The sequence below is a fragment of the Aeromonas sp. Marseille-Q5825 genome, from assembly GCF_946892685.1.
In the GTDB taxonomy this organism is placed as follows: domain Bacteria; phylum Pseudomonadota; class Gammaproteobacteria; order Enterobacterales; family Aeromonadaceae; genus Aeromonas; species Aeromonas rivipollensis.
Genome location: NZ_CAMPOU010000004.1, coordinates 283,939 through 304,145, shown reverse-complemented (window position 1 = coordinate 304,145; position 20,207 = coordinate 283,939). Strand labels below are relative to the sequence as shown.

At 63.2% G+C, this 20,207-nt stretch carries 17 protein-coding genes; 8 read left to right on the top strand and 9 right to left on the bottom strand.

Annotated elements, in window-relative coordinates:
* Window positions 1-76 precede the first annotated feature (76 nt).
* The gene (locus tag OC537_RS12005; RefSeq protein ID WP_262111524.1) at window positions 77-766 is read right to left on the bottom strand and encodes a hypothetical protein; all 690 of its coding nucleotides are present in this window, start codon (window positions 764-766) and stop codon (window positions 77-79) included.
* A 39-nt stretch (window positions 767-805) separates the two neighbouring features.
* On the opposite strand from OC537_RS12005, the gene OC537_RS12000 reads away from it, so the two are divergent.
* Complete coding sequence (locus OC537_RS12000) at window positions 806-1,012, top strand: YheV family putative zinc ribbon protein (protein ID WP_033130616.1); 207 nt, start codon at window positions 806-808, stop codon at window positions 1,010-1,012.
* 223 nt (window positions 1,013-1,235) lie between these two features.
* Window positions 1,236-1,868 carry a peptidylprolyl isomerase gene (gene slyD, locus OC537_RS11995; RefSeq protein WP_139745959.1) on the top strand — a complete coding sequence of 211 codons (633 nt, stop codon included), beginning with the start codon at window positions 1,236-1,238 and terminating at the stop codon, window positions 1,866-1,868.
* Window positions 1,869-1,927: 59 nt separating this feature from the next.
* Here the strand turns inward: slyD and OC537_RS11990 are convergent, their stop codons facing one another.
* The gene (locus tag OC537_RS11990; protein ID WP_005330500.1) at window positions 1,928-2,143 is read right to left on the bottom strand and encodes a SlyX family protein; all 216 of its coding nucleotides are present in this window, start codon (window positions 2,141-2,143) and stop codon (window positions 1,928-1,930) included.
* A gap of 14 nt (window positions 2,144-2,157) precedes the next feature.
* Window positions 2,158-3,126, bottom strand: a complete 969-nt coding sequence (locus OC537_RS11985) for a WD40 repeat domain-containing protein (protein ID WP_262111518.1) — start codon at window positions 3,124-3,126, stop codon at window positions 2,158-2,160.
* A 119-nt stretch (window positions 3,127-3,245) separates the two neighbouring features.
* On the opposite strand from OC537_RS11985, the gene fkpA reads away from it, so the two are divergent.
* Window positions 3,246-4,052 (top strand): FKBP-type peptidyl-prolyl cis-trans isomerase, encoded by an 807-nt coding sequence (gene fkpA, locus OC537_RS11980; protein WP_106885964.1) that lies wholly within the window; start codon window positions 3,246-3,248, stop codon window positions 4,050-4,052.
* Window positions 4,053-4,199: 147 nt separating this feature from the next.
* Window positions 4,200-5,606: a sigma-54-dependent transcriptional regulator gene (locus OC537_RS11975; RefSeq protein ID WP_139745957.1), complete on the top strand. Its 1,407-nt coding sequence runs from the start codon at window positions 4,200-4,202 to the stop codon at window positions 5,604-5,606.
* A 226-nt stretch (window positions 5,607-5,832) separates the two neighbouring features.
* Here OC537_RS11975 and OC537_RS11970 read toward each other — a convergent pair whose 3' ends face one another.
* The 3 genes from OC537_RS11970 to OC537_RS11960 form a co-directional block, all read right to left on the bottom strand.
* Complete coding sequence (locus OC537_RS11970; RefSeq protein ID WP_262111512.1) at window positions 5,833-6,696, bottom strand: tetratricopeptide repeat protein; 864 nt, start codon at window positions 6,694-6,696, stop codon at window positions 5,833-5,835.
* 113 nt (window positions 6,697-6,809) lie between these two features.
* Entirely contained in the window at window positions 6,810-7,145 is a 336-nt protein-coding gene (locus OC537_RS11965; RefSeq protein WP_025328067.1) for a hypothetical protein, read from the bottom strand.
* 117 nt (window positions 7,146-7,262) lie between these two features.
* The gene (locus tag OC537_RS11960) at window positions 7,263-7,604 is read right to left on the bottom strand and encodes a DUF2956 domain-containing protein (RefSeq protein ID WP_139745955.1); all 342 of its coding nucleotides are present in this window, start codon (window positions 7,602-7,604) and stop codon (window positions 7,263-7,265) included.
* A gap of 254 nt (window positions 7,605-7,858) precedes the next feature.
* On the opposite strand from OC537_RS11960, the gene ushA reads away from it, so the two are divergent.
* Complete coding sequence (ushA, locus tag OC537_RS11955; protein WP_262111508.1) at window positions 7,859-9,529, top strand: bifunctional UDP-sugar hydrolase/5'-nucleotidase UshA; 1,671 nt, start codon at window positions 7,859-7,861, stop codon at window positions 9,527-9,529.
* Between the two features lie 208 nt (window positions 9,530-9,737).
* Here ushA and OC537_RS11950 read toward each other — a convergent pair whose 3' ends face one another.
* The gene (locus OC537_RS11950) at window positions 9,738-10,589 is read right to left on the bottom strand and encodes a Tim44 domain-containing protein (protein WP_106885968.1); all 852 of its coding nucleotides are present in this window, start codon (window positions 10,587-10,589) and stop codon (window positions 9,738-9,740) included.
* Between the two features lie 426 nt (window positions 10,590-11,015).
* Here OC537_RS11950 and dnaB point away from each other — a divergent pair, with 426 nt between their 5' ends.
* Window positions 11,016-12,410, top strand: a complete 1,395-nt coding sequence (gene dnaB / locus OC537_RS11945; protein ID WP_262111505.1) for a replicative DNA helicase — start codon at window positions 11,016-11,018, stop codon at window positions 12,408-12,410.
* 200 nt (window positions 12,411-12,610) lie between these two features.
* Window positions 12,611-13,684 carry an alanine racemase gene (alr, locus tag OC537_RS11940; protein ID WP_106885970.1) on the top strand — a complete coding sequence of 358 codons (1,074 nt, stop codon included), beginning with the start codon at window positions 12,611-12,613 and terminating at the stop codon, window positions 13,682-13,684.
* Between the two features lie 252 nt (window positions 13,685-13,936).
* On the opposite strand, the gene putA is transcribed toward alr, so the two are convergent.
* Entirely contained in the window at window positions 13,937-17,890 is a 3,954-nt protein-coding gene (gene putA, locus OC537_RS11935; RefSeq protein ID WP_262111503.1) for a trifunctional transcriptional regulator/proline dehydrogenase/L-glutamate gamma-semialdehyde dehydrogenase, read from the bottom strand.
* A 408-nt stretch (window positions 17,891-18,298) separates the two neighbouring features.
* Here putA and OC537_RS11930 point away from each other — a divergent pair, with 408 nt between their 5' ends.
* Window positions 18,299-18,736, top strand: coding sequence for a VOC family protein (locus tag OC537_RS11930; protein ID WP_111909834.1), 438 nt, complete (start codon window positions 18,299-18,301; stop codon window positions 18,734-18,736).
* Window positions 18,737-18,800: 64 nt separating this feature from the next.
* Here OC537_RS11930 and fumC read toward each other — a convergent pair whose 3' ends face one another.
* Complete coding sequence (gene fumC, locus OC537_RS11925) at window positions 18,801-20,192, bottom strand: class II fumarate hydratase (RefSeq protein ID WP_262111499.1); 1,392 nt, start codon at window positions 20,190-20,192, stop codon at window positions 18,801-18,803.
* Window positions 20,193-20,207: the final 15 nt, after the last annotated feature.

Below are 20,207 nucleotides of genomic sequence, written 5' to 3'. Positions count from 1 at the left end.
GGATGACTCCTTTGTTATTAGCGACCGCGAGCCGCAAAACTGGACCCTGTCACCACCATTTATTTTCTCGTCCGGCTCACTGGGCGGAGGCCACCGCCTCCAGCGTCAGCCCGAGCCAGTGCTGGCACGCCTGCGCCAAAGCCTGTTCATCCCGGTAACCGAGCTTTGCCACCACCTGGGCCGGCTTGCTGCCACTTCTGAGCAGGCGCACCCCCTGCAGCAACTGCCACTGGGCACCGAGCGCATCGGCCGCCAGGGCGGGATCCTCGATGCCGCGCTCGGCGAGGCAAGCCTGCCAGGCCGCGGCTTTGCCTTCAGACTGACCAGCCAGGGCGCGCCAGGCACCTTGCAGCGGCTGATCCGCCTGCGCCAGGATGGCGCACGCCTGCAGCTCGTCCCCTATGACCCGCAGACGGTGGCCATAGGCCTCCTGCCAGTCACGGGGCCGGGACCAGGCGGCCAGGCTGTCCAGCAGGGCGTCCATCAGCGGGGTGGGTTGCAACCAGCCTGCCTGGGCCGGTTGCGCCACCCGCACCGAGCAGGTCAGCCGATCATGCTGACAACCCGCCAGGGGAGTGAAGGCGGCGAGGGCATCGGCGCACAGCCAGAAGTGGCTGCCCGCCGTCAGCAACAGCTCATGGGAGCCGAGTCTCAGCAGTGCCGCACCCCGGGTGACGCGCAGCAGCTGACCCAGAGGGGAGCGTTTGCGGGGGCCGACCTGCAGGCAAGGAGTGGAAAAATGCTGATATTCGATGGCGTAATGCATGTAAAAACCCTGATATGATGCTGCCTGGAGGTAACAAAAATGGAAACCAGACGTAAAAAGCGCTTCATTGCCGGTGCGGTTTGCCCGGCGTGCGGCAAGATGGACACCATGATGCTGTATATGGAGCATGGAGTCGAGAAGGTGACCTGTGTCGACTGCGGGGATACCCAGGTGCAGACCCAGGCCGAGGTGGACAAGGCGACCCGGGAGGCCGAACAGGTCATAGGGGTGTTCCGCCCCGAGTAAGAGAGAGCCGAATGGCCGAGGTTGACAAGGTCATCCGTGAGGCCGAACGGGCAATCAGCGTGCTTAGCCCCGAGCGCGGGGCCTCTTGGTAATACCCGGGGTGGGACCAGGCTCGTTCTGGACTGCTGACTTTTTCAGCATGGCGGAGCGGGGCAGATCATATGCTTGGCCACCTTTTTAAGGTATTCTGGGCCCGTTTTTTTCTATCCGCAGGATCCCTGACATGAAAGTAGCTCCCCTGAGCGTGGTTACGCTGGAATACACGGTCACCGACGAACACGGTGAAGTCATCGACACCACTGTCGGTAAAGAGCCTCTGGTGTATCTGCACGGTACCCGTTATCTGGTCTCCGGCCTCGAAGCCGAGCTGGAAGGCCGCAGCGTGGGCGAGGCGTTCGACGTCACCCTGACGCCGAACCAGGCCTATGGCGAGTATGACGAAAACCTGGTGCAAGAAGTGCCCGGCGAGCTGTTCGATGGCATGGAAGTGTCTGAAGGGGATACTTTTGTGGCCGAGACCGACGATGGCCACCGTCCGGTGACCGTCATCGAAGTCTCCGAAGAGTTCATCAAGGTGGATGGCAACCATCCGCTGGCCGGTGTGACCCTGGGCTTCAAGGTCGAGATCAAGGACGTGCGTGCCGCCACTGCCGAAGAGCTGGCTCACGGCCACGTGCACGGTGCCGGTGGCTGCGGTCACGATCATGGCCATGACCACGGTCACGATCACGACCATGACCACGGCGGTTGCTGCGGCGGTCACGGCCACGATCACGGTCATGACCACGGCGACGAGCAAGGTCACGGCGGTTGCTGTGGCGGCGGTGGTTGCGGTGGCAAAGGTCATCAGCACTGATCTGCCGACTGGCAAGATGAAAAAACCCGCTGCGTGCGGGTTTTTTTATGGCGGCGCACTCAGTAGTGCGGTGGCGGCGTCTCTTCGGCCATGCTGGCGATCTGGCTCGGCTGCACGCTCTGCAGCTTGTCCACCAGCAGCTGGATCTGATGCTTGAGCCGGTCGAGTTCACGGCCCTGGGTGGTCACCTCTTCGTTGAGTTGCTCCACCGTGTATTCGGCATAGGCGAGACGGCTTTCCAGGGTCTCGAGACGATCGTTAACTTGCTGACTCATGGGCCTTTTGGTCCTTACTTGATAGTCCAGATTTCGGCCAGGCCACTGGAGCTGGCGCTGACGAGATGGCCATTGTCGCGCAAAGCCACGCCATAGACCACAGCGCTCGGTGGTTTCACCTTGGGATGGGGGGAGACGCGCCAGCTTTGCAGCAGGCTGCCATCGCTCACCCGCCACAGGGAGAGCTGGCGTGAGGGGGCGCCGGTGACGAGCCAGTCGCCATCCTTGACGAACCGGGCGCTGGTGTAGACCTCGAAGCGGTGATCGAACTGCAGCCGGCTCACCTCCTTGCCGGTCTTGAGATCCCAGATGCTGGCCTGACGGCTGTCGGCGGTGAAGGCGAAGCGCCCCGCCGGATCCAGCCTCGCCATCACCACCCGGCCACCATGATTGAAACGCCACACCACCTGGCCGCTGCGAGTATCCCACAGATAGGCGCTGTAGTCGTTGCCGCCGGTGAGGGCGTAGCGGCCATTGGCGGAGAGATCCACCGTATTGACCTGCTCGGTATGGCCGAGGAACTGCAGCCTGCGCCCGGTGCGGGTATCCACCAGCTCCGCCTTGCCATCTTCACGGCCGATCAGCACCAGACGACCATCGGCCGAGAGTGCCGCATCCCTCAGGCTGGATTCAGGAAGTGAATAGTAGCCTTGGGAGCGACCATCTTGCAGGCGCCAGATGGCAAAGGTGCGCTGGGTGGCCGTGATGGCGTGGCTGTCGCCCGGGGAGAAGCGGGTGAGGGTGACGAACTCTTCCTGGTCCTCGCTCTGGCGCCAGCGCCAGCGTTCCTTGCCCTGTTCCAGATCCCAGACCACTGTGCCCTGGGCCAGGCTGGAGACTATTGCCTGCTTGCCGGAGCTCGCGAGATCCGCACTCAGCAAGCCCTGGTTGGCGAGGCGGATCTGCTGGCCGGGAAGTGAGCTCTGTTCGCACCCTGTCAGCATCAGGCAGATACCGATGAGATAAATGGCACTTTTGATCATTTTTCCTGTCTCATGCTTTCGTTACCTGCGATCACGGCGTTAGTATAAGGCGCTTATCACGATAAACCTCTCATTTCACGAAGGAACCGAGAGCGGTATTTAGAGTTTTGGAGAAACTGATGAACAATTTTCTGAAGGTGTCCCTGTTGGCTGCGGCCGTTGCCGTGAGTCTGACTGCTTGCCAAAAAGATGAGAAGCCTGCTGCCAATACCGCAGAGGTCAAGGCAGAAGCCAGCAAGCCGGCAGAGGCCCCCAAGGCAGCAGCCAAGAGCTTTGAAGAGCAATCCGGCTATGCGATCGGCCTCTCCATGGGTCGTTATATCGCCAATACCCTGGAACGTCAGCAGGAGCTCGGCATCAAGCTGGACAACAGCGTCATCCTCAAGGGGGTGACCGACGGTCTGGGCAAGGAAGCCAGCATGACTGACGAGGAGATCCAGAAGGTCCTGCAGGAATACGACGCCAAGATCAACGAGCTGACCAAGGCCAAGGCTGACAAGGATGCGGTGGACAACCTGAAGAAGGGTGAAGAGTACCTGGCCGCCAACGCCAAGAAAGAGGGCGTGAAGAGCACCGAATCCGGCCTGCAGTATCAGGTCGAGAAGATGGGTGACGGCGCCAAGCCCAAGGCTACCGACATCGTCAAGGTGCACTACACCGGTACCCTGACCGATGGCACCAAGTTCGACAGCTCCGTCGATCGCGGCGAGCCGGCTACCTTCCCGCTCAACCAGGTGATCCCGGGCTGGACCGAAGGCGTGCAGCTGATGCCGGTCGGTTCCAAGTTCAAGTTCTTCCTGCCGTCCAAGCTGGCCTATGGCGAGCACGGTGCAGGCTCCATCCCGGCCAATGCCGTGCTGGTATTTGACGTCGAGCTGCTGGCGATCGAAAAGCCGGCTGCCGATGGCGCCGATGCGAAGAAATAAGCAGTCAATGCGATAAAAACGGCTCCCCAGGGAGCCGTTTTTACTTGTGTCGCGCCAGGATAGGCCGGAGAAAGCAGGGACCCGTCTTGAGTGTGTGGCGGCTAGCCCCCAGAATAGACAACAAAATCAATCGCAAGGATGGATCTCGTGGCTGAAAGCAAACCCCGTGTCCTGCTGGTGGAAGATACCCGCAGTCTGGCCGTCGTCTATGAGCAGTACCTGGTTCAGGATGGCTATGAGGTGCTGCTGGCCGATTGCGGCCAGCAGGCACTGGCGCAGTTGCTGGCCAGCCCGCCCCCCGTGGTGCTGCTCGATCTCGAATTGCCCGACATGTCCGGCATGGCCATATTGCAGCAGATCACCGAGCAGCAACTGCCCTGCTCAGTGGTGGTGATCACCGCCCACGGCTCGGTGGACGTGGCGGTGGAGGCGATGCGCTGCGGTGCCTTCGACTTCCTGACCAAACCGTTCGACGGCAAGCGGCTGTGCGCCACCGCCCGCAACGCCTTCAAGCATCAGCAGCTCAGCTCGCTGGTGGCCCAGTACAGGGAGAACTTCGAGCGCAGCTCCTTTGCGGGCTTCATCGGCGCCTCCATGGCGATGCAGGCTGTCTATCGCATCATAGAGAGCGCGGCGCCGAGCAAGGCCACCGTCTTTATCACGGGGGAGAGCGGTACCGGCAAGGAGGTCTGTGCCGAGGCCATCCACCAGTGCAGCCCGCGCCGGGATCAGCCCTTCATCGCGCTCAACTGTGCCGCTATTCCCCACGATCTGATGGAGAGCGAGATCTTCGGCCATGTGAAGGGATCCTTTACCGGTGCCCAGGGGGATCGCAAGGGGGCGGCCAGCCTGGCGGACGGCGGCACCCTCTTCCTCGACGAGATCTGCGAGATGGATCTCGACCTGCAGAGCAAGCTGCTGCGCTTCATCCAAACCGGCACCCTGCAGCGGGTCGGCAGTGGCAAGGTGGAGACGGTGGACGTGCGTTTCGTCTGCGCCACCAACCGGGATCCCCTGGTGGAGGTCAAAGCGGGGCGCTTTCGTGAGGACCTTTACTACCGGCTGCACGTGATCCCGCTCTCTCTGCCACCCCTGCGCGAGCGCGGCGAAGACATACTGCTGCTGGCCCGCGACCTCCTGCTGCGATATGCCAAGGAGGAGCACAAGCGCTTCCGGGATTTCGATGCAGACGCCGTGCGGGTGCTGCTCGATTACCCCTGGCCCGGCAACGTGCGCGAGCTGCAGAACGTGGTGCGCAACATAGTGGTGCTCAACGATCGCGAGCTGGTGAGCAAGGAGATACTGCCACCGCCGCTCAACGGCGGCCGTGCACTCGCGGTGCCTGCCCCCGCCGAGGAAACCCCCGAGACTCTGGCCGAGCCCATGTCGGCCCCGCTGCCGGTGCGCCCGCTCTGGCTGGTGGAGAAGGAGGCCATAGAGCAGGCCATCGCCAGCTGTGACGGTAACATCCCCAAGGCGGCGGCGCTGCTGGAGATCAGCCCCTCGACCATTTATCGCAAGAAGCAGGGCTGGGAAGAGACGAGCCTGGCTTAGGGCTTAGGGCTTAGGGCTTAGGGCTTAAGGCCGCGAGGTTGGAGATCTACCCTTCACTCCCTCATTTACCGCAAGAAGCAGGGCTGGGAAGAGGCGAGCCTGGCTTGAGGCCTAAGTACGGCTGGGCTCAGCCCTACCTTTATCTATCGCAAGAGGCCGAGTCGGGAAGGGGGTCTGGCCTGAGTGACGGGCGGCATTAGCCGCCCGCTCTTTTTGTGGCGCGCAGTCAGAGCTTGGCGAGGCGCTTGAGCCTGGCCAGCCGCTCCGCCTCGTTGGCCTGCAGCCAGCCATCCCGCGAGAGCAGGAACCAGGCGCGGGCGAAGTATTCGGGGGCGGCCGGATCGTCCAGCATAAGGCCGTTCTCCCCCAGCTCCTCGAACAGGTAACCATCTTCCGGCGCACTGGCCTCGGCCATGTCGGTTTTCAGCTGGCTCAGCTCGGCCATCGCCTGTTCGTGCAATCCCTGCGCCCGGCTCAGCCGTGCCAGGCTCCAGCGGGCGATAAAGGCCTTGCCCTGATTGCTGTGTTGCTGGTGCCAGGCCAGGCACTTCTGCTGGCAGGCCCTGGCCTCCTCAAAGCGACCCAGCTCGAACAGGGTCCAGCCCTGATTGTTGTAGAGGCTGGGCAGCCAGCCGCGCACCTTATCGTCGGCACTGCGCTCGGCCAGGGTCATCGCCAGTTGATGCCAGCGGCTCTGCTCTTCCAACGGGGCGGCGATGGCCACCATGTGGGCCGCGTCTATGGCGAGCCCTGTCTCCCCCAGCTTGAGCCCGAGTTGCCACCCCTGCTCGAACAGCGTCCTGGCGCTGGCCTTGTCGCCGGCCGAGTTGAACGTCCGCCCCCGTTCCAGCAAGGTGCGCAGCCGTGCTCGCGGGGTGGCGTCGGTGAGGCGGGGCTCTATCTCGTCGAGCAGTTGGTGGGCCTGTGCAAACTGGCGTTGCAGCGAATGGGTACGGGCCAGCTGGGTCAGCAGCTCCAGCTCGTATTGCAAGTCGTGGTGCGCCTCTTCGAGCAGGCGTCGAAAACGCAGGGCAGTGGCGGCGGGATCCTGATAATCCCACTGCGCCATGAAATCGGGCGGATTGTCCATCTGGCCTCCTGGCTGGTTACCCTCTCACCAAGATGCCTATCGCCCATTGTTTGTACAAGGGGCGCCCGTCACAGGGCGCCCCTCAGGTCATGAAAAAGCTCGTGCAATCGAAATCAATAGACCATGGCCAGGCTCATCAGCATCAGGCCCAGGGCGGCGAAGGCCCCCTCCTTGATGGCCAGGCGCGGCACCAGCGCCTTGGGCAGCGCCGGGAACAGGCAGAGCGCGAAGCCAAGCCCCGGCATCAGCCAGTGAAAGCCGGGACTGCGCAGGCTAGGGTCTGCCGCCCCGTTGATGATGATCAGCAGGATGAAGAGGGTGAAGGCGGGCAGGATAAACCAGCGGGCGTTGCCGGCGGCGACCGCTCGCAGGGGGGAGATGCGATAGAGCACCAGGGTCACGATAAAGAGTACGAGGGGAGCCAGCAGATAGAGGGGGGCCGGATTCATGATGGGGGTCTCCAGACAACGGGGGGAAGAGTGTAAGCAGCCGGGGCTAGGGATGACCAGCGCGCCAGCCCCGGGCTGTGAGGCCGATCCCAGGGCAAAGGTTTGCCAAGCAAGGGATCAGCGCAGCCAGATCCAGGCACAGCCAAATGCCAGCCAGCTCAGCACCAGCAATACCCATGGCAACGGGTGCTGGCGGCTGATCTCGACAAGCTCTATCTCCTGGGCCTCTTCCTCATGCTCGCCCTGCTGTGGCTGCTTCGTCCTGGCTTGCTGCTTCTTCTGGCGGCTCGCCTCCCTGGCCCGCGCCTTCATCTGTTTCTTGTATTCGTCTATGCCCTTCTGGATCCCCTGGGCGATCAGCTGGGTCTGCTCCTTGGTCTGCCCCGGCTTCTGGTTGGCGCGGGCTACCTTCATCGCCTCCTGCTGGGTCTCGGGGGAAATCTTGTCGTACTTTGCCATTCACGGCTCTCCTTGGCATCGATTGGCGGGAAGTATGCCATAACTGTTTCCGGCAGGCTGCCATCCCTGCGGGGGAAATCAGGCGGCAGGAGATTGGCTAGTGATGGAAATATGAGGAGACAGGTTGCGTTGGTGATCACATTTGGCGGAATTTGTGAGTCACCGATGAAAAAGCGTCACATGTTGTTTGTTATATTAGCGCCCGACCTAATGGCTTGGGTCGTCCAATAACAAAATAACAAGGTGATATGGAAATGAATTATAAATTTGTCAAAGGAACTGTCGCGCTGGCTGTGCTAGCCGCGCTGAGTGGCTGTAATACCTCACAAAATGAAAGTGTCGCTCCCTGCAGCGAAAATGTCTGCAAGCTGACCATTTTGCACACCAATGATACCCACGGTCGTTTCTGGCACAACGACAAGGGTGAATATGGCATGGCAGCCCAGAAGACCCTGGTTGAACGCCTGCGTGGGGAGGCCAAGGCGGCAGGCAGCGAGGTGCTGGTGCTCTCCGGTGGCGACGTGAACACAGGGGTGCCGGAGTCGGATCTGCAGGATGCCGAGCCGGACTTCATGGCCATGAACAGCATCCGCTACGATGCCATGGCGGTGGGCAACCACGAGTTCGACAACCCCCTGAGCATCCTCGAGAAACAGCGTGAGTGGGCCAAGTTCCCCATGATCTCCGCCAACATCTACGACAAGGCCAGCGGCAAGCGCTACTTCGACCCCTACAAGGTGTTCAAGCTGGAGAACGGCCTCAAGGTCGCCGTGCTGGGCCTGACCACGGAAGACACCGCCCAGCTGGTGGATCCCAACAACGTCCAGACCCTGGAGTTCCGCGATCCGACCACGGAAGCGGCCAAGCTCGGCAAGCAGATCCGCGACAGCAAAGAGGCGAACCTGGTCCTGGCCATCACCCACATGGGTCACTACGAGAATGGCCAGCACGGCAGCAATGCCCCGGGGGATGTGGAGATGGCGCGCGCGCTGCCGGCCGGCACCCTGGACGCCATCATTGGCGGTCACTCCCAGAACCCGGTCTGCATGGAGCCGGGCACGCCCGACAAATACGCCGACTTCAAGCCGGGTGACGACTGCCTGCCGGATCAGCAGAACGGCACCTGGATCATGCAGGCCCACGAGTGGGGCAAGTATGTGGGCCGCGCCCAGTTTGACTACCAGAATGGCAAGCTGACCCTGACCCAGTACGACCTGATCCCGGTCAACCTGAAAGACAGCAAGGGAGCCTTCATTCAGGAAGAGATCACCAAGGATCCCGAGCTCTACAATACCCTGCTCACCTATCAGGAGAAGGGGCAGCAGGAGCTGGGCGTAGTGATAGGCTCCACCGACGGCGTGCTGGACGGCGAGCGTGCCAACGTGCGCAACAAGCAGACCAACCTGGGTCGCCTGATCACCACGGCCACCGCCGAGAAGCTGAGCACCGACTTCGGCATCGTCAACTCCGGCGGTGTGCGTGCCTCCATCGCGGCTGGCGACATCAGCTATCGCGACGTGCTGACCGTGCATCCGTTCGGCAACACCGTCAACAAGGCGACCATGAGCGGCAGCGAGCTGGCGACCTATCTGGGCCAGGTAGCGACCAAGACGGTCAACACCGGCGGCTATGCCCAGTTTGGTGGCATCAACATGGCGGTGGACTGCCAGGCCAAGAGCGTGACCATCACCAGCGTGGGCGGCAAGGCCTTCGATCCGGCGGCCAGCTACAGCTTCTCCATCCCGAGCTTCAGCGCGGCCGGTGGCGACGGCTATCCGAAGATCAATACCATCAACGCCGGTCTGGTGGATGCCGGGGTGTTGAAGGATTATATCGCGGCGAAGAAGACCATACAGGTGGCCGATTATCAGCCGGCCGGCGAGGTCAGCTATGTGAATTCCGCCTCGACTGATGGCTGCAAATAATAGAGTGGCCTTGGGCCAATAACAAAAGAGAGGCAGCCATGGCTGCCTCTCTTTTTTATTTTCAAGGTCATCAGCATGGGCTGAAGGCGATTATTCTCGGCCTCCTCACAGGGAGGGGGGAATATTCCATGAGCAGCAGTGATGAGTGCGATGGCAATAAAAAGGCGACCCTGAGGTCGCCTTTATCATGCTTGCCGGACGGGCGTGCTTAGAGCTGCTCGATACCGACGATGTGCCAGGGGGCATTGTCCTTGGCCAGGTTGCGCTCGAGGTGCCACACCTCCTTGATGTCCTCCTCGACCTGCTCCTGACGGTCCATGTAGCGGCCGCTGAAGCGCACGCTGACCTGGGCCCAGTCGCTGCCGTAGTCGGCACGCACCAGCTGGGTGTCCACATACATCACTTCGGTATGCTGCTCGCCGGTCAGTTCGGCGCGCTCGGCCTGGAGGTGCTGGAACAGCTCCGGGCTCACGTACTCGCGTACCTTCTCCAGATCGTTCTTGTTCCAGGCCTCTTGTAGGGTGCGATAGTGATCGCGGGCACCGGACAGGAAACCGTTCATGTCAAAGCCTGGCGGCAGGCGGAAGGGGACGTCGCTGTCGGCAAAGCCGGTCGCCTGCGGGGCGCCGTTGCTCTGCTCGAACTGCTGCGGCGCCGACGGTGGCTGATAGCCCGCATAGGCCGCCTGTGGTGGGGTCGCAGCCGCCTTGTTCTTGCGCAGGGCGCGGATCAGGAACACGGCACCGAGCGCCAGCAGGGCGATCAGCAGGAAGTCCATGCCCTGCAGGCCTTCGAAGGCGCCGCTGCCCAGCAGGTAGGCGAACAGGCCACCGGCCAGCAGGCCGCCCAGCAGGCCACCCATCATGCCGCTCTTCTTGGGCGCCGCAGCCAGGGTCGGGTTCTTGCCATTCACGGGAGCTGCAGTCGGAGCCGGTTGGGCCGGTGCCGTCTTGTAGCTCTTGCCAAAGGATTTGCCGCCACCAAATTTCTTGGCCTCGGCTATGGGTGCCCCAAGGCCAATGGCCAGGATCACGGCAAACAGGGTCAGCATCTTTTTCATTTTGACTCTTTCACTCTCATGTAGGTGGGGGCATGCTCTGCTTGTGCAAGCTCAGCGAGGCGCATGGCAGGCTGCCGGTCCCTTTTTGTGTTGCAGCTTGCGGGTATGATTAACATGTCTGGCATGAATTATTCATGAACAGATTGCCCCTCCCGGGGGCGCCAAGGAGGATGCCCATGAGAAACAGACGACCGAGTCGTTCGGTGCGCAGACTGCGCAACAAGCTCAAATCCAAGGCGAAGGATCAGACCCTGGTCTGGCCCTTCCTCGTGCTGTGAGGGGCAAGGAGGTCCCCAAGACCCGATGAGCAGGCCACCTGGGAGGAGGCAGGCCAACGGATGAGGTGAATAGCGCGCATTAGCGCTCGCGATGGCGGGGTTTCTTTTGTAAAATTCCCGTCCCCTTCCCGCTGCGGTTTTTATGTGTATGGCAGAGCAAGTGACGGCGAAAAAAGACGCCAAGACACAACAGCTGAAAGTTCCCCCCCACTCTTTTGAGGCCGAGCAGTCCGTACTGGGCGGCCTGATGCTGGATAACGAGGCCTGGGATCGGGTGGCCGAGCGGGTGATCGACAAGGATTTCTACAGCCGTCCCCACCGCCTGATCTTCCAGGCCATGACCCGCCTCACCAACGCGGGCAACCCCATCGATCTCATCACACTGCAGGAGGAGCTGGAGCGCTCCGAGCAGCTGGAAGAGTCCGGTGGCTTCGCCTATCTGGTGGAGATCGCCAAGAACACCCCGAGCGCCGCCAACATCAATGCCTACGCCGAGATAGTGCGTGAGCGGGCCGTGGTGCGGGAGATGATCGCGGTCGCCAACGAGATAGTCGAAGCGGGTTACGAGCCCCAGGGCCGCACCTCAGGCGATCTGCTGGATCTTGCCGAGAGCAAGGTGTTCCAGATTGCCGAGCAGCGCTCCAGCGCCAACGAGGGCCCGCAGCCCCTGAAGCTCATTCTGGAGCAGACGGTCGACAAGATTGAGGAGCTGTTCAAGACCCCCCACAACGGGGTGACCGGGGTCTCCAGCGGTTATGGCGATCTCGACAAGATGACCGCCGGCCTGCAGCGCTCGGATCTGATTATCGTGGCGGCCCGTCCCTCCATGGGCAAGACCACCTTTGCCATGAACCTGTGCGAGCACGCGGCCCTCACCGCCGACAAGCCGGTGCTGATCTTCTCTCTGGAGATGCCCTCCGAGCAGATCATCATGCGTATGCTCGCCTCGGTCGGTCGCATCGACCAGACCAAGGTGCGGACCGGCCAGCTCGACGACGAAGATTGGGCGCGCCTCTCCTCCACCATGGGGCTGCTGCTCGAGAAGGGCAAGATGTACATAGATGACGCCTCCGGCCTGACCCCGACCGACGTGCGCTCCCGTGCCCGTCGCATCGCCCGCGAGCACGGCGGCCTCTCGATGATCATGATCGACTACCTGCAGCTGATGCGGGTGCCGGCGCTGTCTGACAACAGAACCCTGGAGATAGGTGAAATCTCCCGCTCCCTCAAGGCCTTGGCGAAGGAGCTGCAATGCCCTGTGGTGGCGCTCTCCCAGCTGAACCGAAGCCTGGAGCAGCGGGCCGACAAGCGCCCGGTCAACTCGGATCTTCGTGAATCCGGCTCCATCGAGCAGGACGCGGATTTGATCATGTTCATCTACCGCGACGAGGTGTATCACGACGACAGTCCCGACAAGGGGATTGCCGAGATCATCATCGGCAAGCAGCGTAACGGCCCTATCGGAAGAGTACGCCTCACCTTCCAGGGTCAGTTCTCCCGGTTCGACAACTATGCCGGTCCGGCGTTTGATGATGACTATTGATGTAAACCCAAGGTGAGGGCTGCGTAGCCATCACTACAACTGCCCTGACCGATAGCCAACTCAGATAGTGGCCGACCGTCAGGGCTTGTTTTCCCGGTTCGACAATTCTGCCGGTCCGGCCTTAGACGATGACTATCAAGGGATGACACCACTCGGTGCCTGGCGCAGGTGCGCCATCATGCCCTCGTAAGGGAAAACAGATGAAAGCGGCTATTGCCCAAATCGATACCTCGGCCCTGCGCCACAACCTCGCCGTGGTCAAGCGCCACGCCCCTTCCTGCAAGATCATCGCCGTGGTCAAGGCCAACGCCTATGGCCATGGCCTGCTGCCGGTGGCACGCACCCTGGTGGATGCGGACGCCTACGCGGTGGCCCGCATCGAGGAGGCGCTGATGCTGCGCTCCTGCGCCGTGGTCAAACCCATAGTGCTGCTGGAGGGCTTCTTCTCGAGCGCCGATCTGCCGGTGCTGGCGGCCAACAACCTGCAGACCGCGGTACACACCTGGGAGCAGCTCGAGGCCCTGGAGCAGGCCGAGCTGCCGGCCCCCGTGGTGGCCTGGCTCAAGCTCGACACCGGCATGCACCGGCTCGGGGTGCGGGCCGAGGAGATGCCCGCCTTTATCGAGCGGCTGGCCCGCTGCAAGAACGTGGTGCAGCCGTTCAACATCATGACCCACTTCAGCCGCTCCGATGAGCTCGAGCAGCCCACTACCCGCGAGCAGATCGATCTCTTCAGCCGCCTGACCGCGCCGCTCAAAGGCGAGCGCGCTATGGCGAACTCGGCGGGCATCCTGGCCTGGCCAGACTCCCACTGCGACTGGGTGCGCCCCGGCGTCATCCTCTACGGCGTCTCCCCCTTCCCGAACACTGTAGCGGCGGATTATGACCTCAAGCCGGTGATGACCCTCAAGACCCAGCTCATCGCGGTGCGGGATCACAAGGCGGGCGAGCCTGTGGGCTATGGCGCGAACTGGGTGTCGAGCCGGGATACCCGGCTCGGCGTCATCGCCATCGGCTATGGCGACGGCTATCCCCGCATGGCACCCAACGGCACCTCGGTGCTGGTAAATGGCCGCATAGTGCCGCTGGTGGGCCGGGTCTCTATGGACATGACCACTGTGGATCTCGGCCCAGGCGCCACCGACAAGGCTGGCGACGAGGCCGTGCTCTGGGGCGAGGGCCTGCCGGTGGAGCGGGTCGCCGAGGAGATTGGCACCATTCCCTATGAGCTGATCACCAAGCTGACGTCCAGGGTCTTTATGGAGTACGTCTAACCCTTTGACTTGGGATGGCGGCCGAGGAGATAGGCACAACCTTCTCCCTACGAGCCGATCACCAAGCTCACCTCCCGGGTGTTTATGGAGTACGTTTAATCTCCGTCCTCCCCGACCCTTCTCCCGCAAGGGGATAAGGGGGAACAAGAAGGCCGCCCCGATAAGGGCGGCCTTCTTTTTGCTCGTTTATCCCATGGCAGAAAGAACAAGCCCCGCGTCTGCGGGGCTTGGGTCTCTGTCGGTACTTGGCGCTTAGCCTATGGTCATCAGGCTGGCGTTGCCACCGGCGGCGGCTGTGTTGACCGAGAGGGCGTGCTCGATCAGCAGGCGTTCCAGGGGGATGTCGGTCTCGCCACGGTGCAGGCCGTGTACGCCGACGATGGCGCCAGCACGGGCGGCGGCAAGCTTGGCCACTTCCCGTAACTGATCCGAGTCACCGTGGTGCAGCAGGGCATCGAAGCCGATGTCGCTGTTGGCCCAGTCCGCCACCAGCTGGATACGCCCTTGTACCTCGCTGGGCAGGCTGGCCAGCAGGGTGCGGTTCTGGGCATTGTCCTGCCACAGCACTTGCGTCCCGACCGCCAGACAGGCTGCCAGCTGGGCAAGCAGATCCGCCCTGGCTTCTTGATCGTCGGCGGCCAGACAGAGCACCCGCTCCCGGGGCAGCAGGCTGTAGCTGTTGCGCTCGCCGGTGGGGCCGACCAGCAGCTGGGTCAGGCCGCTCAGCGCCAGCTCGCCGTAGCGATCGCACAGGGCCACCAGTGCCGGGGCCTGCTTGCTCGCCCAGCCACGCAAGGCCAGCAGTGCCGGTTTGGCGGCCTCGGCTTGCGGGGTTGCCCCCTGCTCCTGGCGAAGCTGGCTGGTCACCGCCTCCTGAGGACGCGCCCCGAGCAGACGGTACATGTAGAGCGGGCCACCGGCCTTGGGACCTGTGCCTGAGAGCCCCTCGCCGCCGAACGGCTGCACCCCGACCACGGCGCCCACTATGTTGCGGTTGACGTAGAGGTTGCCGACTTTGGCGGTGTTGACCACCTGGGCTATGGTCTCGTCGATGCGGGTATGGACTCCCAGGGTCAGGCCGTAGCCGCTGTCGTTGATCTGCGCGAGCAGCTCGCCGAGCTTGGCGCGGGGGTAGCGCACCAGGTGCAGCACCGGGCCGAACACCTCTGGGCCCAGCTCATCCAGGCTGTCGAGTTCGATCAGGGTCGGCAGCACGAAGGTGCCGCGGTTGCAGGCGCCCTCCTGCGTGCGGGCAATCTGGTGGACCCGGCGACCCTTGTCCCCCATCGCCTTGATATGGCGCTCTATGTTGGCCTTGGCCTCGGCGTCGATGACAGGGCCTATGTCGGTGGAGAGGTGCTCCGGGCTGCCGACCTTGTACTCTGCCATGGCGCCCTTGAGCATGCGGATCACCCGCTCGGCCACGTCGTCCTGCACGCACAGCACCCGCAGGGCGGAGCAGCGCTGGCCGGCACTGTCGAACGCCGAGGAGATGACGTCCATCACCACCTGTTCGGTCAGGGCGGAGGAGTCGACGATCATGGCGTTCTGGCCGCCGGTCTCGGCGATGAGCGGTATGGTGCGGCCCTGGGCGTCGAGGCGACCGGCCAGGTTGCGGGAGATGATGCCCGCCACCTCGGTGGAGCCGGTGAACATGACGCCACGCACCCGCTCGTCCGCGATAAGGGCTGCGCCCACGGTTTCACCGCGGCCCGGCAGCAGTTGCACCGCACCGGCGGGGACGCCCGCCTCACGCAGGATGCGCACCGCCTGGGCGGCGATGAGGGGGGTCTGCTCCGCCGGTTTGGCGAGCACAGTATTGCCGGCCGCCAGGGCCGCGCAGACCTGGCCGCTGAAGATGGCCAGCGGGAAGTTCCAGGGGCTGATGCAGACCACGGGGCCGAGCGGTCTGTGGCTCTCGTTGGCGAAGTGGTTGCGCGCCTGGGCGGCGTAGTAGCGCAGGAAGTCCACCGCCTCGCGCACCTCGGCGATGGCGTTGGCGAAGGTCTTGCCGGATTCGCGCACCAGCAGGCCCATCAGGGGTTGCAGCTCGGATTCCATCAGATCGGCGGCGCGCTCCAGTACGGCGGCACGCTCGGCCGGCGGAGTCGATTGCCAGATCTGGCCGCTGGAGAGAGCACAGGCCAGCGCGCTGTCCACCAGCTCTACCGTGGCTTCGCTCACCTGACCGACGACGTCGCGGTGATCCGCCGGGTTGACGACGTGCTGGAACTGGGTCGGCGCCTCGGTGTCGCAGCCCAGCATGGGCACGGCCTGATAGGCGGTGTTGGTGCTGGCGAGCAGGGCGGCGGACAGCGATCCCAGACGGTGCTCGTTGGCGAGATCCAGACCGGCGGAGTTCGGGCGGGCTTCGCCGTACAGCTCACGGGGCAGGGGAATACGCGGGTGGGGCAGACCCAGGCTGCCTTCACGGGCGGCCATCTGCTCGATCTGCTGTACCGGATCCTGCACCAGATCCTGCAGGGAGATGCTGTTGTCCGCGATGCGGTTGACGAAGGAGGTGTTGGCCCCGTTCTCCAGCAGGCGGCGCACCAGGTAGGCGAGCAGGGTCTCGTGGCTGCCGACCGGCGCATAGATGCGGCAGGGGCGACCCAGCTTGCCGTCGGCGACCTTGCCGACCACCTGTTCGTAGAGCGGCTCACCCATGCCGTGCAGGCACTGGAACTCGTACTGGCCCGGGTAGTAGTTCTGCCCCGCCAGCTGGTAGATGGCCGACAGTGAATGGGCGTTGTGGGTGGCGAACTGGGGATAGATGGACTCGGGCACCGCCAGCAGCTTGCGGGCGCAGGCGAGATAGGAGACATCGGTGTAGGGCTTGCGGGTATAGACGGGGTAACCCTCCAGGCCATCCTGCTGGGCGCGCTTGATCTCGCTGTCCCAGTAGGCGCCCTTCACCAGCCGGATCATCAGGCGGTGACGGCTGCGCTTGGCGAGATCGATCACATAGTCGATCACATAGGGGCAGCGCTTCTGATAGGCCTGGATGACGAAGCCGATGCCGTTCCAGTCCGCGAGAGACGGGTCGAAGCAGAGCTTCTCCAGCAGGTCGAGGGAGATCTCCAGCCGATCGGCCTCCTCGGCGTCTATGTTGATGCCGATGTCATACTGCCTGGCGAGCTGGGTCAGGCCCAGCAGGGTGGGGTAGAGCTCTTCCATGACGCGATCGTACTGGGCGCGGCTGTAGCGCGGGTGCAGGGCGGAGAGCTTGATGGAGATGCCCGGGCCCTCGTAGATGCCGCGGCCGTGGGAGGCCTTGCCGATGGCGTGGATGGCCTGCTCGTAGGAGGCGAGATAGCGCTTGGCATCCTCCTCGGTGAGGGCCGCTTCCCCCAGCATGTCGTAGGAGTAGCGGAAGCCCCGGTTTTCCATGTTGCCCGCGTTCGCCAGCGCCTCGGCTATGGTCTCGCCGGTGACGAACTGCTCGCCCATCAGGCGCATCGCCATGTCCACCCCCTTGCGGATCAGCGGCTCGCCGCCCTTGCCGATCAGCCCCTTGAGGGAGCTGTTGAGGCCAGCCTCGTTGTGGGTGGCCACCAGTTTGCCGGTGATGAGCAGGCCCCAGGAGGCGGCGTTGACGAACAGGGAGGCGCTCTGGCCCAGGTGCTGGCTCCAGTTGCCACCGCTTATCTTGTCGCGGATCAGGGCATCGCGGGTCGCCTTGTCGGGGATGCGCAGCAGCGCCTCCGCCAGACACATCAATGCCACCCCTTCCTGGGAGGAGAGGGAGAACTCCTGCAGCAGACCCTGCACCAGGCCCTGACGGCCGCTGGCGCTCTTCTGGTTGCGCAGCTTCTCGGCGATGCCGAGGGCCAGCTTCTGGGTGGCCTCGGCCTTCTCCTTGGGCAGGCGGGCCTGCTCCAGCAGCATGGGCACGGCCTCGGTCTCTGGGCGGCGATAGGCGGAGGTGATGGCGGCACGCAGCACGGACTGCGGCAAGATGCTCTCGGCAAACTCGAGGAAGACCTGGATCCCCTGCTCGGTGAGGGTCTCGATGGCCTCTTCCCCGGCGGCAGCGGCCAGACCGGACTGCTCGGGCGGGGTCAGGCCACGCTCCAACTGCTCCAGATAGGTGAAGATCGCCTGCTTGATCAGCCAGTGGGGGGTGCGATCCAGAGTCTGAGCGGCCTGCTTGAGACGGTCGCGGGTCGCTTCATCGAGTTTAACGCCGAGGGTGGTAGTGGCCATGGGACTTCCTGTGTCTAGAAGGTAACAATATTACCGGACGGTTAAATTTTGCCGAGAATGGCGCAACCAGGTGCAACCTTCAAGCAAGAAATTTTAATGTCCTGGCTACATTGTTGAATTTTCCTATGGCAAATGACTCGGTGGATTGAGCCTATGAATAGGACTCGATACAGGTTTTCACCGAAATATTAATGGGTTGTATACATGTTTTCGGGATGGGTAACTAGGTGCAACCCTCGGCGGGGTCGGGTTGCTCTTTTTTCATGAAATATCAGCCAGGTACTCATGAGGAAACGAGGGAAACCACCACTCAGGACTCACTGGTGTAGTGAACGACAGGGGGGGCGTTGGCTCTTCTATGCTGATAGCTGGCCTCGAAATCCGCTATCAATGACCAAGGAGATCATCATGGCGCGTGTCAGTACCTATCTCAATTTTGCCCGGGAGACGGAGGCGGCCTTCCTCTTCTACCGGGAGGTGTTTGGCGGCGAGTTCAACGGCCCCATCCACAGATTCAAGGAGTCCCCCGGCTGCCCGGGTCAGCCGCCCCTGTCACAGGAAGATGGCGATCTGGTGATGCATGTGGAGCTGGCCATCCTCGGCGGCCATGTGCTGATGGGCACGGACGCCCCCGCCAGCATGGGATTCACCCTGGTGCAGGGCAACAACAGCTACCTCAACCTGGAGCCGGACAGCCGGGCCGAGACCGACCGCCTGTTTGCGGCCCTGGGGGAGGGCGGCCAGGTGGAGATGGCGCTGCAGGAGATGTTCTGGGGTGACTATTTCGGTTCTCTGGTGGACAAGTTCGGCACCCGCTGGATGTTCAACTGCCAGAGCAAGAGCTGACGGCAGATCTGCAATAAAAAGGGCGCCATGGCGCCCTTTTTGTCTACTTGTCCGGCCCAAAGCCTTATTTGCTGCGCCCCACCATATCAGCGGGCACCACCCAGGCATCGAACTGCTGGGCGCTGAGGTGACCGGAGGCGATGGCCGCCTCCCGCAGCGTCAGCCCCTGGTGGTGGGCCAGTTTGGCGATCTCGGCGGCCTTGTCATAGCCGATGTGGGGGTTGAGCGCCGTCACCAGCATCAGGGAGCGGGCCAGCAGCTCGTCGATGCGCGCCCGGTTCGCCGCTATGCCGACGGCGCAGTGATCGTGGAAGCTCTGCATGCCGTCCGCCAAGAGCCGCACGCTCTGCAGGAAGTTGTAGGCGATCATGGGCCTGAACACGTTCAGCTCGAAGTTGCCGCTGGCGCCGCCGATGTTGATGGCCACGTCGTTGCCCATCACCTGGGCACAGAGCATGGTGAGCGCCTCGCTCTGGGTCGGGTTGACCTTGCCCGGCATGATGGAGGAGCCGGGTTCGTTCTCCGGGATGCTGAGCTCGCCGAGCCCGCTGCGGGGGCCGCTCGCCAGCCAGCGCACGTCGTTGGCGATCTTCATGAGAGAAGCCGCGAGTGTCTTGAGGGCGCCATGGGCATGAACCTGGGCATCGCTTGCCGCCAGGGCCTCGAACTTGTTGGGGGCGCTCACCAGAGGCAGGCCGGTCTGCTCGGCCAGGGTTTTGGCCACCGCCTCGGCAAAGCCGGGCGGGCAGTTGAGACCGGTGCCGACCGCGGTGCCGCCGAGGGCCAGCTCACACAGATGGGGCAGGGCGGCACTCAGGTGGCGCTCCCCCTGAGCGAGCTGGGCGACCCAGCCGGAGATCTCCTGACCCAGGGTGAGGGGGGTGGCGTCCTGCAGGTGGGTGCGGCCAATCTTGATGATGTCGTCGAAAGCGGCGGCCTTGCTGGCCAGGGTCTGTTTGAGGGTGATGAGAGCCGGCAGCAGCTGGCCGGTGATGGCGGTGACGGCCGCCAGGTTCATGGCGCTGGGGAAGACATCGTTGCTGGACTGGCTCTTGTTCACCTCGTCGTTGGGGTGCACCAGCCGCGCCTCTCCCCGTGCGCCGCCGAGCAGCTCGCTGGCCCGGTTCGCCAGCACCTCGTTGAGGTTCATGTTGGTCTGGGTGCCTGAGCCGGTCTGCCACACCATCAGGGGAAACTCGGCGTCGTGCAGGCCGCACAGCACCTCGTCGGCGGCGGCCATGATGGCCTGGGCCTTGCGGGCGGGCAGCAGCCCCAGGGCGTGGTTCACCCTGGCGCAGGCGGACTTGATGCGGGCGAGGGCATGGATGATCTCCATGGGCTGGCGCTCCCCCGAGATGTTGAAGTGGTGCAGGGAGCGCTGGGTCTGGGCGCCCCACAGTCTGTCCGCCGGGACGGCTATCTCCCCCAGACTGTCCCGCTCCATCCTGATATCCATGATGTTTCTCCTGCC

What these genes read in the sequence shown, in the direction of transcription:
- OC537_RS12005 (WP_262111524.1), bottom strand. Translation starts at nt 766, where the DNA reads ATGCATTACGCCATCGAATATCAGCATTTTTCCACTCCTTGCCTGCAG.
- OC537_RS12000 (WP_033130616.1), top strand. Translation starts at nt 806, where the DNA reads ATGGAAACCAGACGTAAAAAGCGCTTCATTGCCGGTGCGGTTTGCCCG.
- slyD (WP_139745959.1), top strand. Translation starts at nt 1,236, where the DNA reads ATGAAAGTAGCTCCCCTGAGCGTGGTTACGCTGGAATACACGGTCACC.
- OC537_RS11990 (WP_005330500.1), bottom strand. Translation starts at nt 2,143, where the DNA reads ATGAGTCAGCAAGTTAACGATCGTCTCGAGACCCTGGAAAGCCGTCTC.
- OC537_RS11985 (WP_262111518.1), bottom strand. Translation starts at nt 3,126, where the DNA reads ATGATCAAAAGTGCCATTTATCTCATCGGTATCTGCCTGATGCTGACA.
- fkpA (WP_106885964.1), top strand. Translation starts at nt 3,246, where the DNA reads ATGAACAATTTTCTGAAGGTGTCCCTGTTGGCTGCGGCCGTTGCCGTG.
- OC537_RS11970 (WP_262111512.1), bottom strand. Translation starts at nt 6,696, where the DNA reads ATGGACAATCCGCCCGATTTCATGGCGCAGTGGGATTATCAGGATCCC.
- OC537_RS11965 (WP_025328067.1), bottom strand. Translation starts at nt 7,145, where the DNA reads ATGAATCCGGCCCCCCTCTATCTGCTGGCTCCCCTCGTACTCTTTATC.
- OC537_RS11960 (WP_139745955.1), bottom strand. Translation starts at nt 7,604, where the DNA reads ATGGCAAAGTACGACAAGATTTCCCCCGAGACCCAGCAGGAGGCGATG.
- ushA (WP_262111508.1), top strand. Translation starts at nt 7,859, where the DNA reads ATGAATTATAAATTTGTCAAAGGAACTGTCGCGCTGGCTGTGCTAGCC.
- OC537_RS11950 (WP_106885968.1), bottom strand. Translation starts at nt 10,589, where the DNA reads ATGAAAAAGATGCTGACCCTGTTTGCCGTGATCCTGGCCATTGGCCTT.
- dnaB (WP_262111505.1), top strand. Translation starts at nt 11,016, where the DNA reads ATGGCAGAGCAAGTGACGGCGAAAAAAGACGCCAAGACACAACAGCTG.
- alr (WP_106885970.1), top strand. Translation starts at nt 12,611, where the DNA reads ATGAAAGCGGCTATTGCCCAAATCGATACCTCGGCCCTGCGCCACAAC.
- putA (WP_262111503.1), bottom strand. Translation starts at nt 17,890, where the DNA reads ATGGCCACTACCACCCTCGGCGTTAAACTCGATGAAGCGACCCGCGAC.
- OC537_RS11930 (WP_111909834.1), top strand. Translation starts at nt 18,299, where the DNA reads ATGGCGCGTGTCAGTACCTATCTCAATTTTGCCCGGGAGACGGAGGCG.
- fumC (WP_262111499.1), bottom strand. Translation starts at nt 20,192, where the DNA reads ATGGATATCAGGATGGAGCGGGACAGTCTGGGGGAGATAGCCGTCCCG.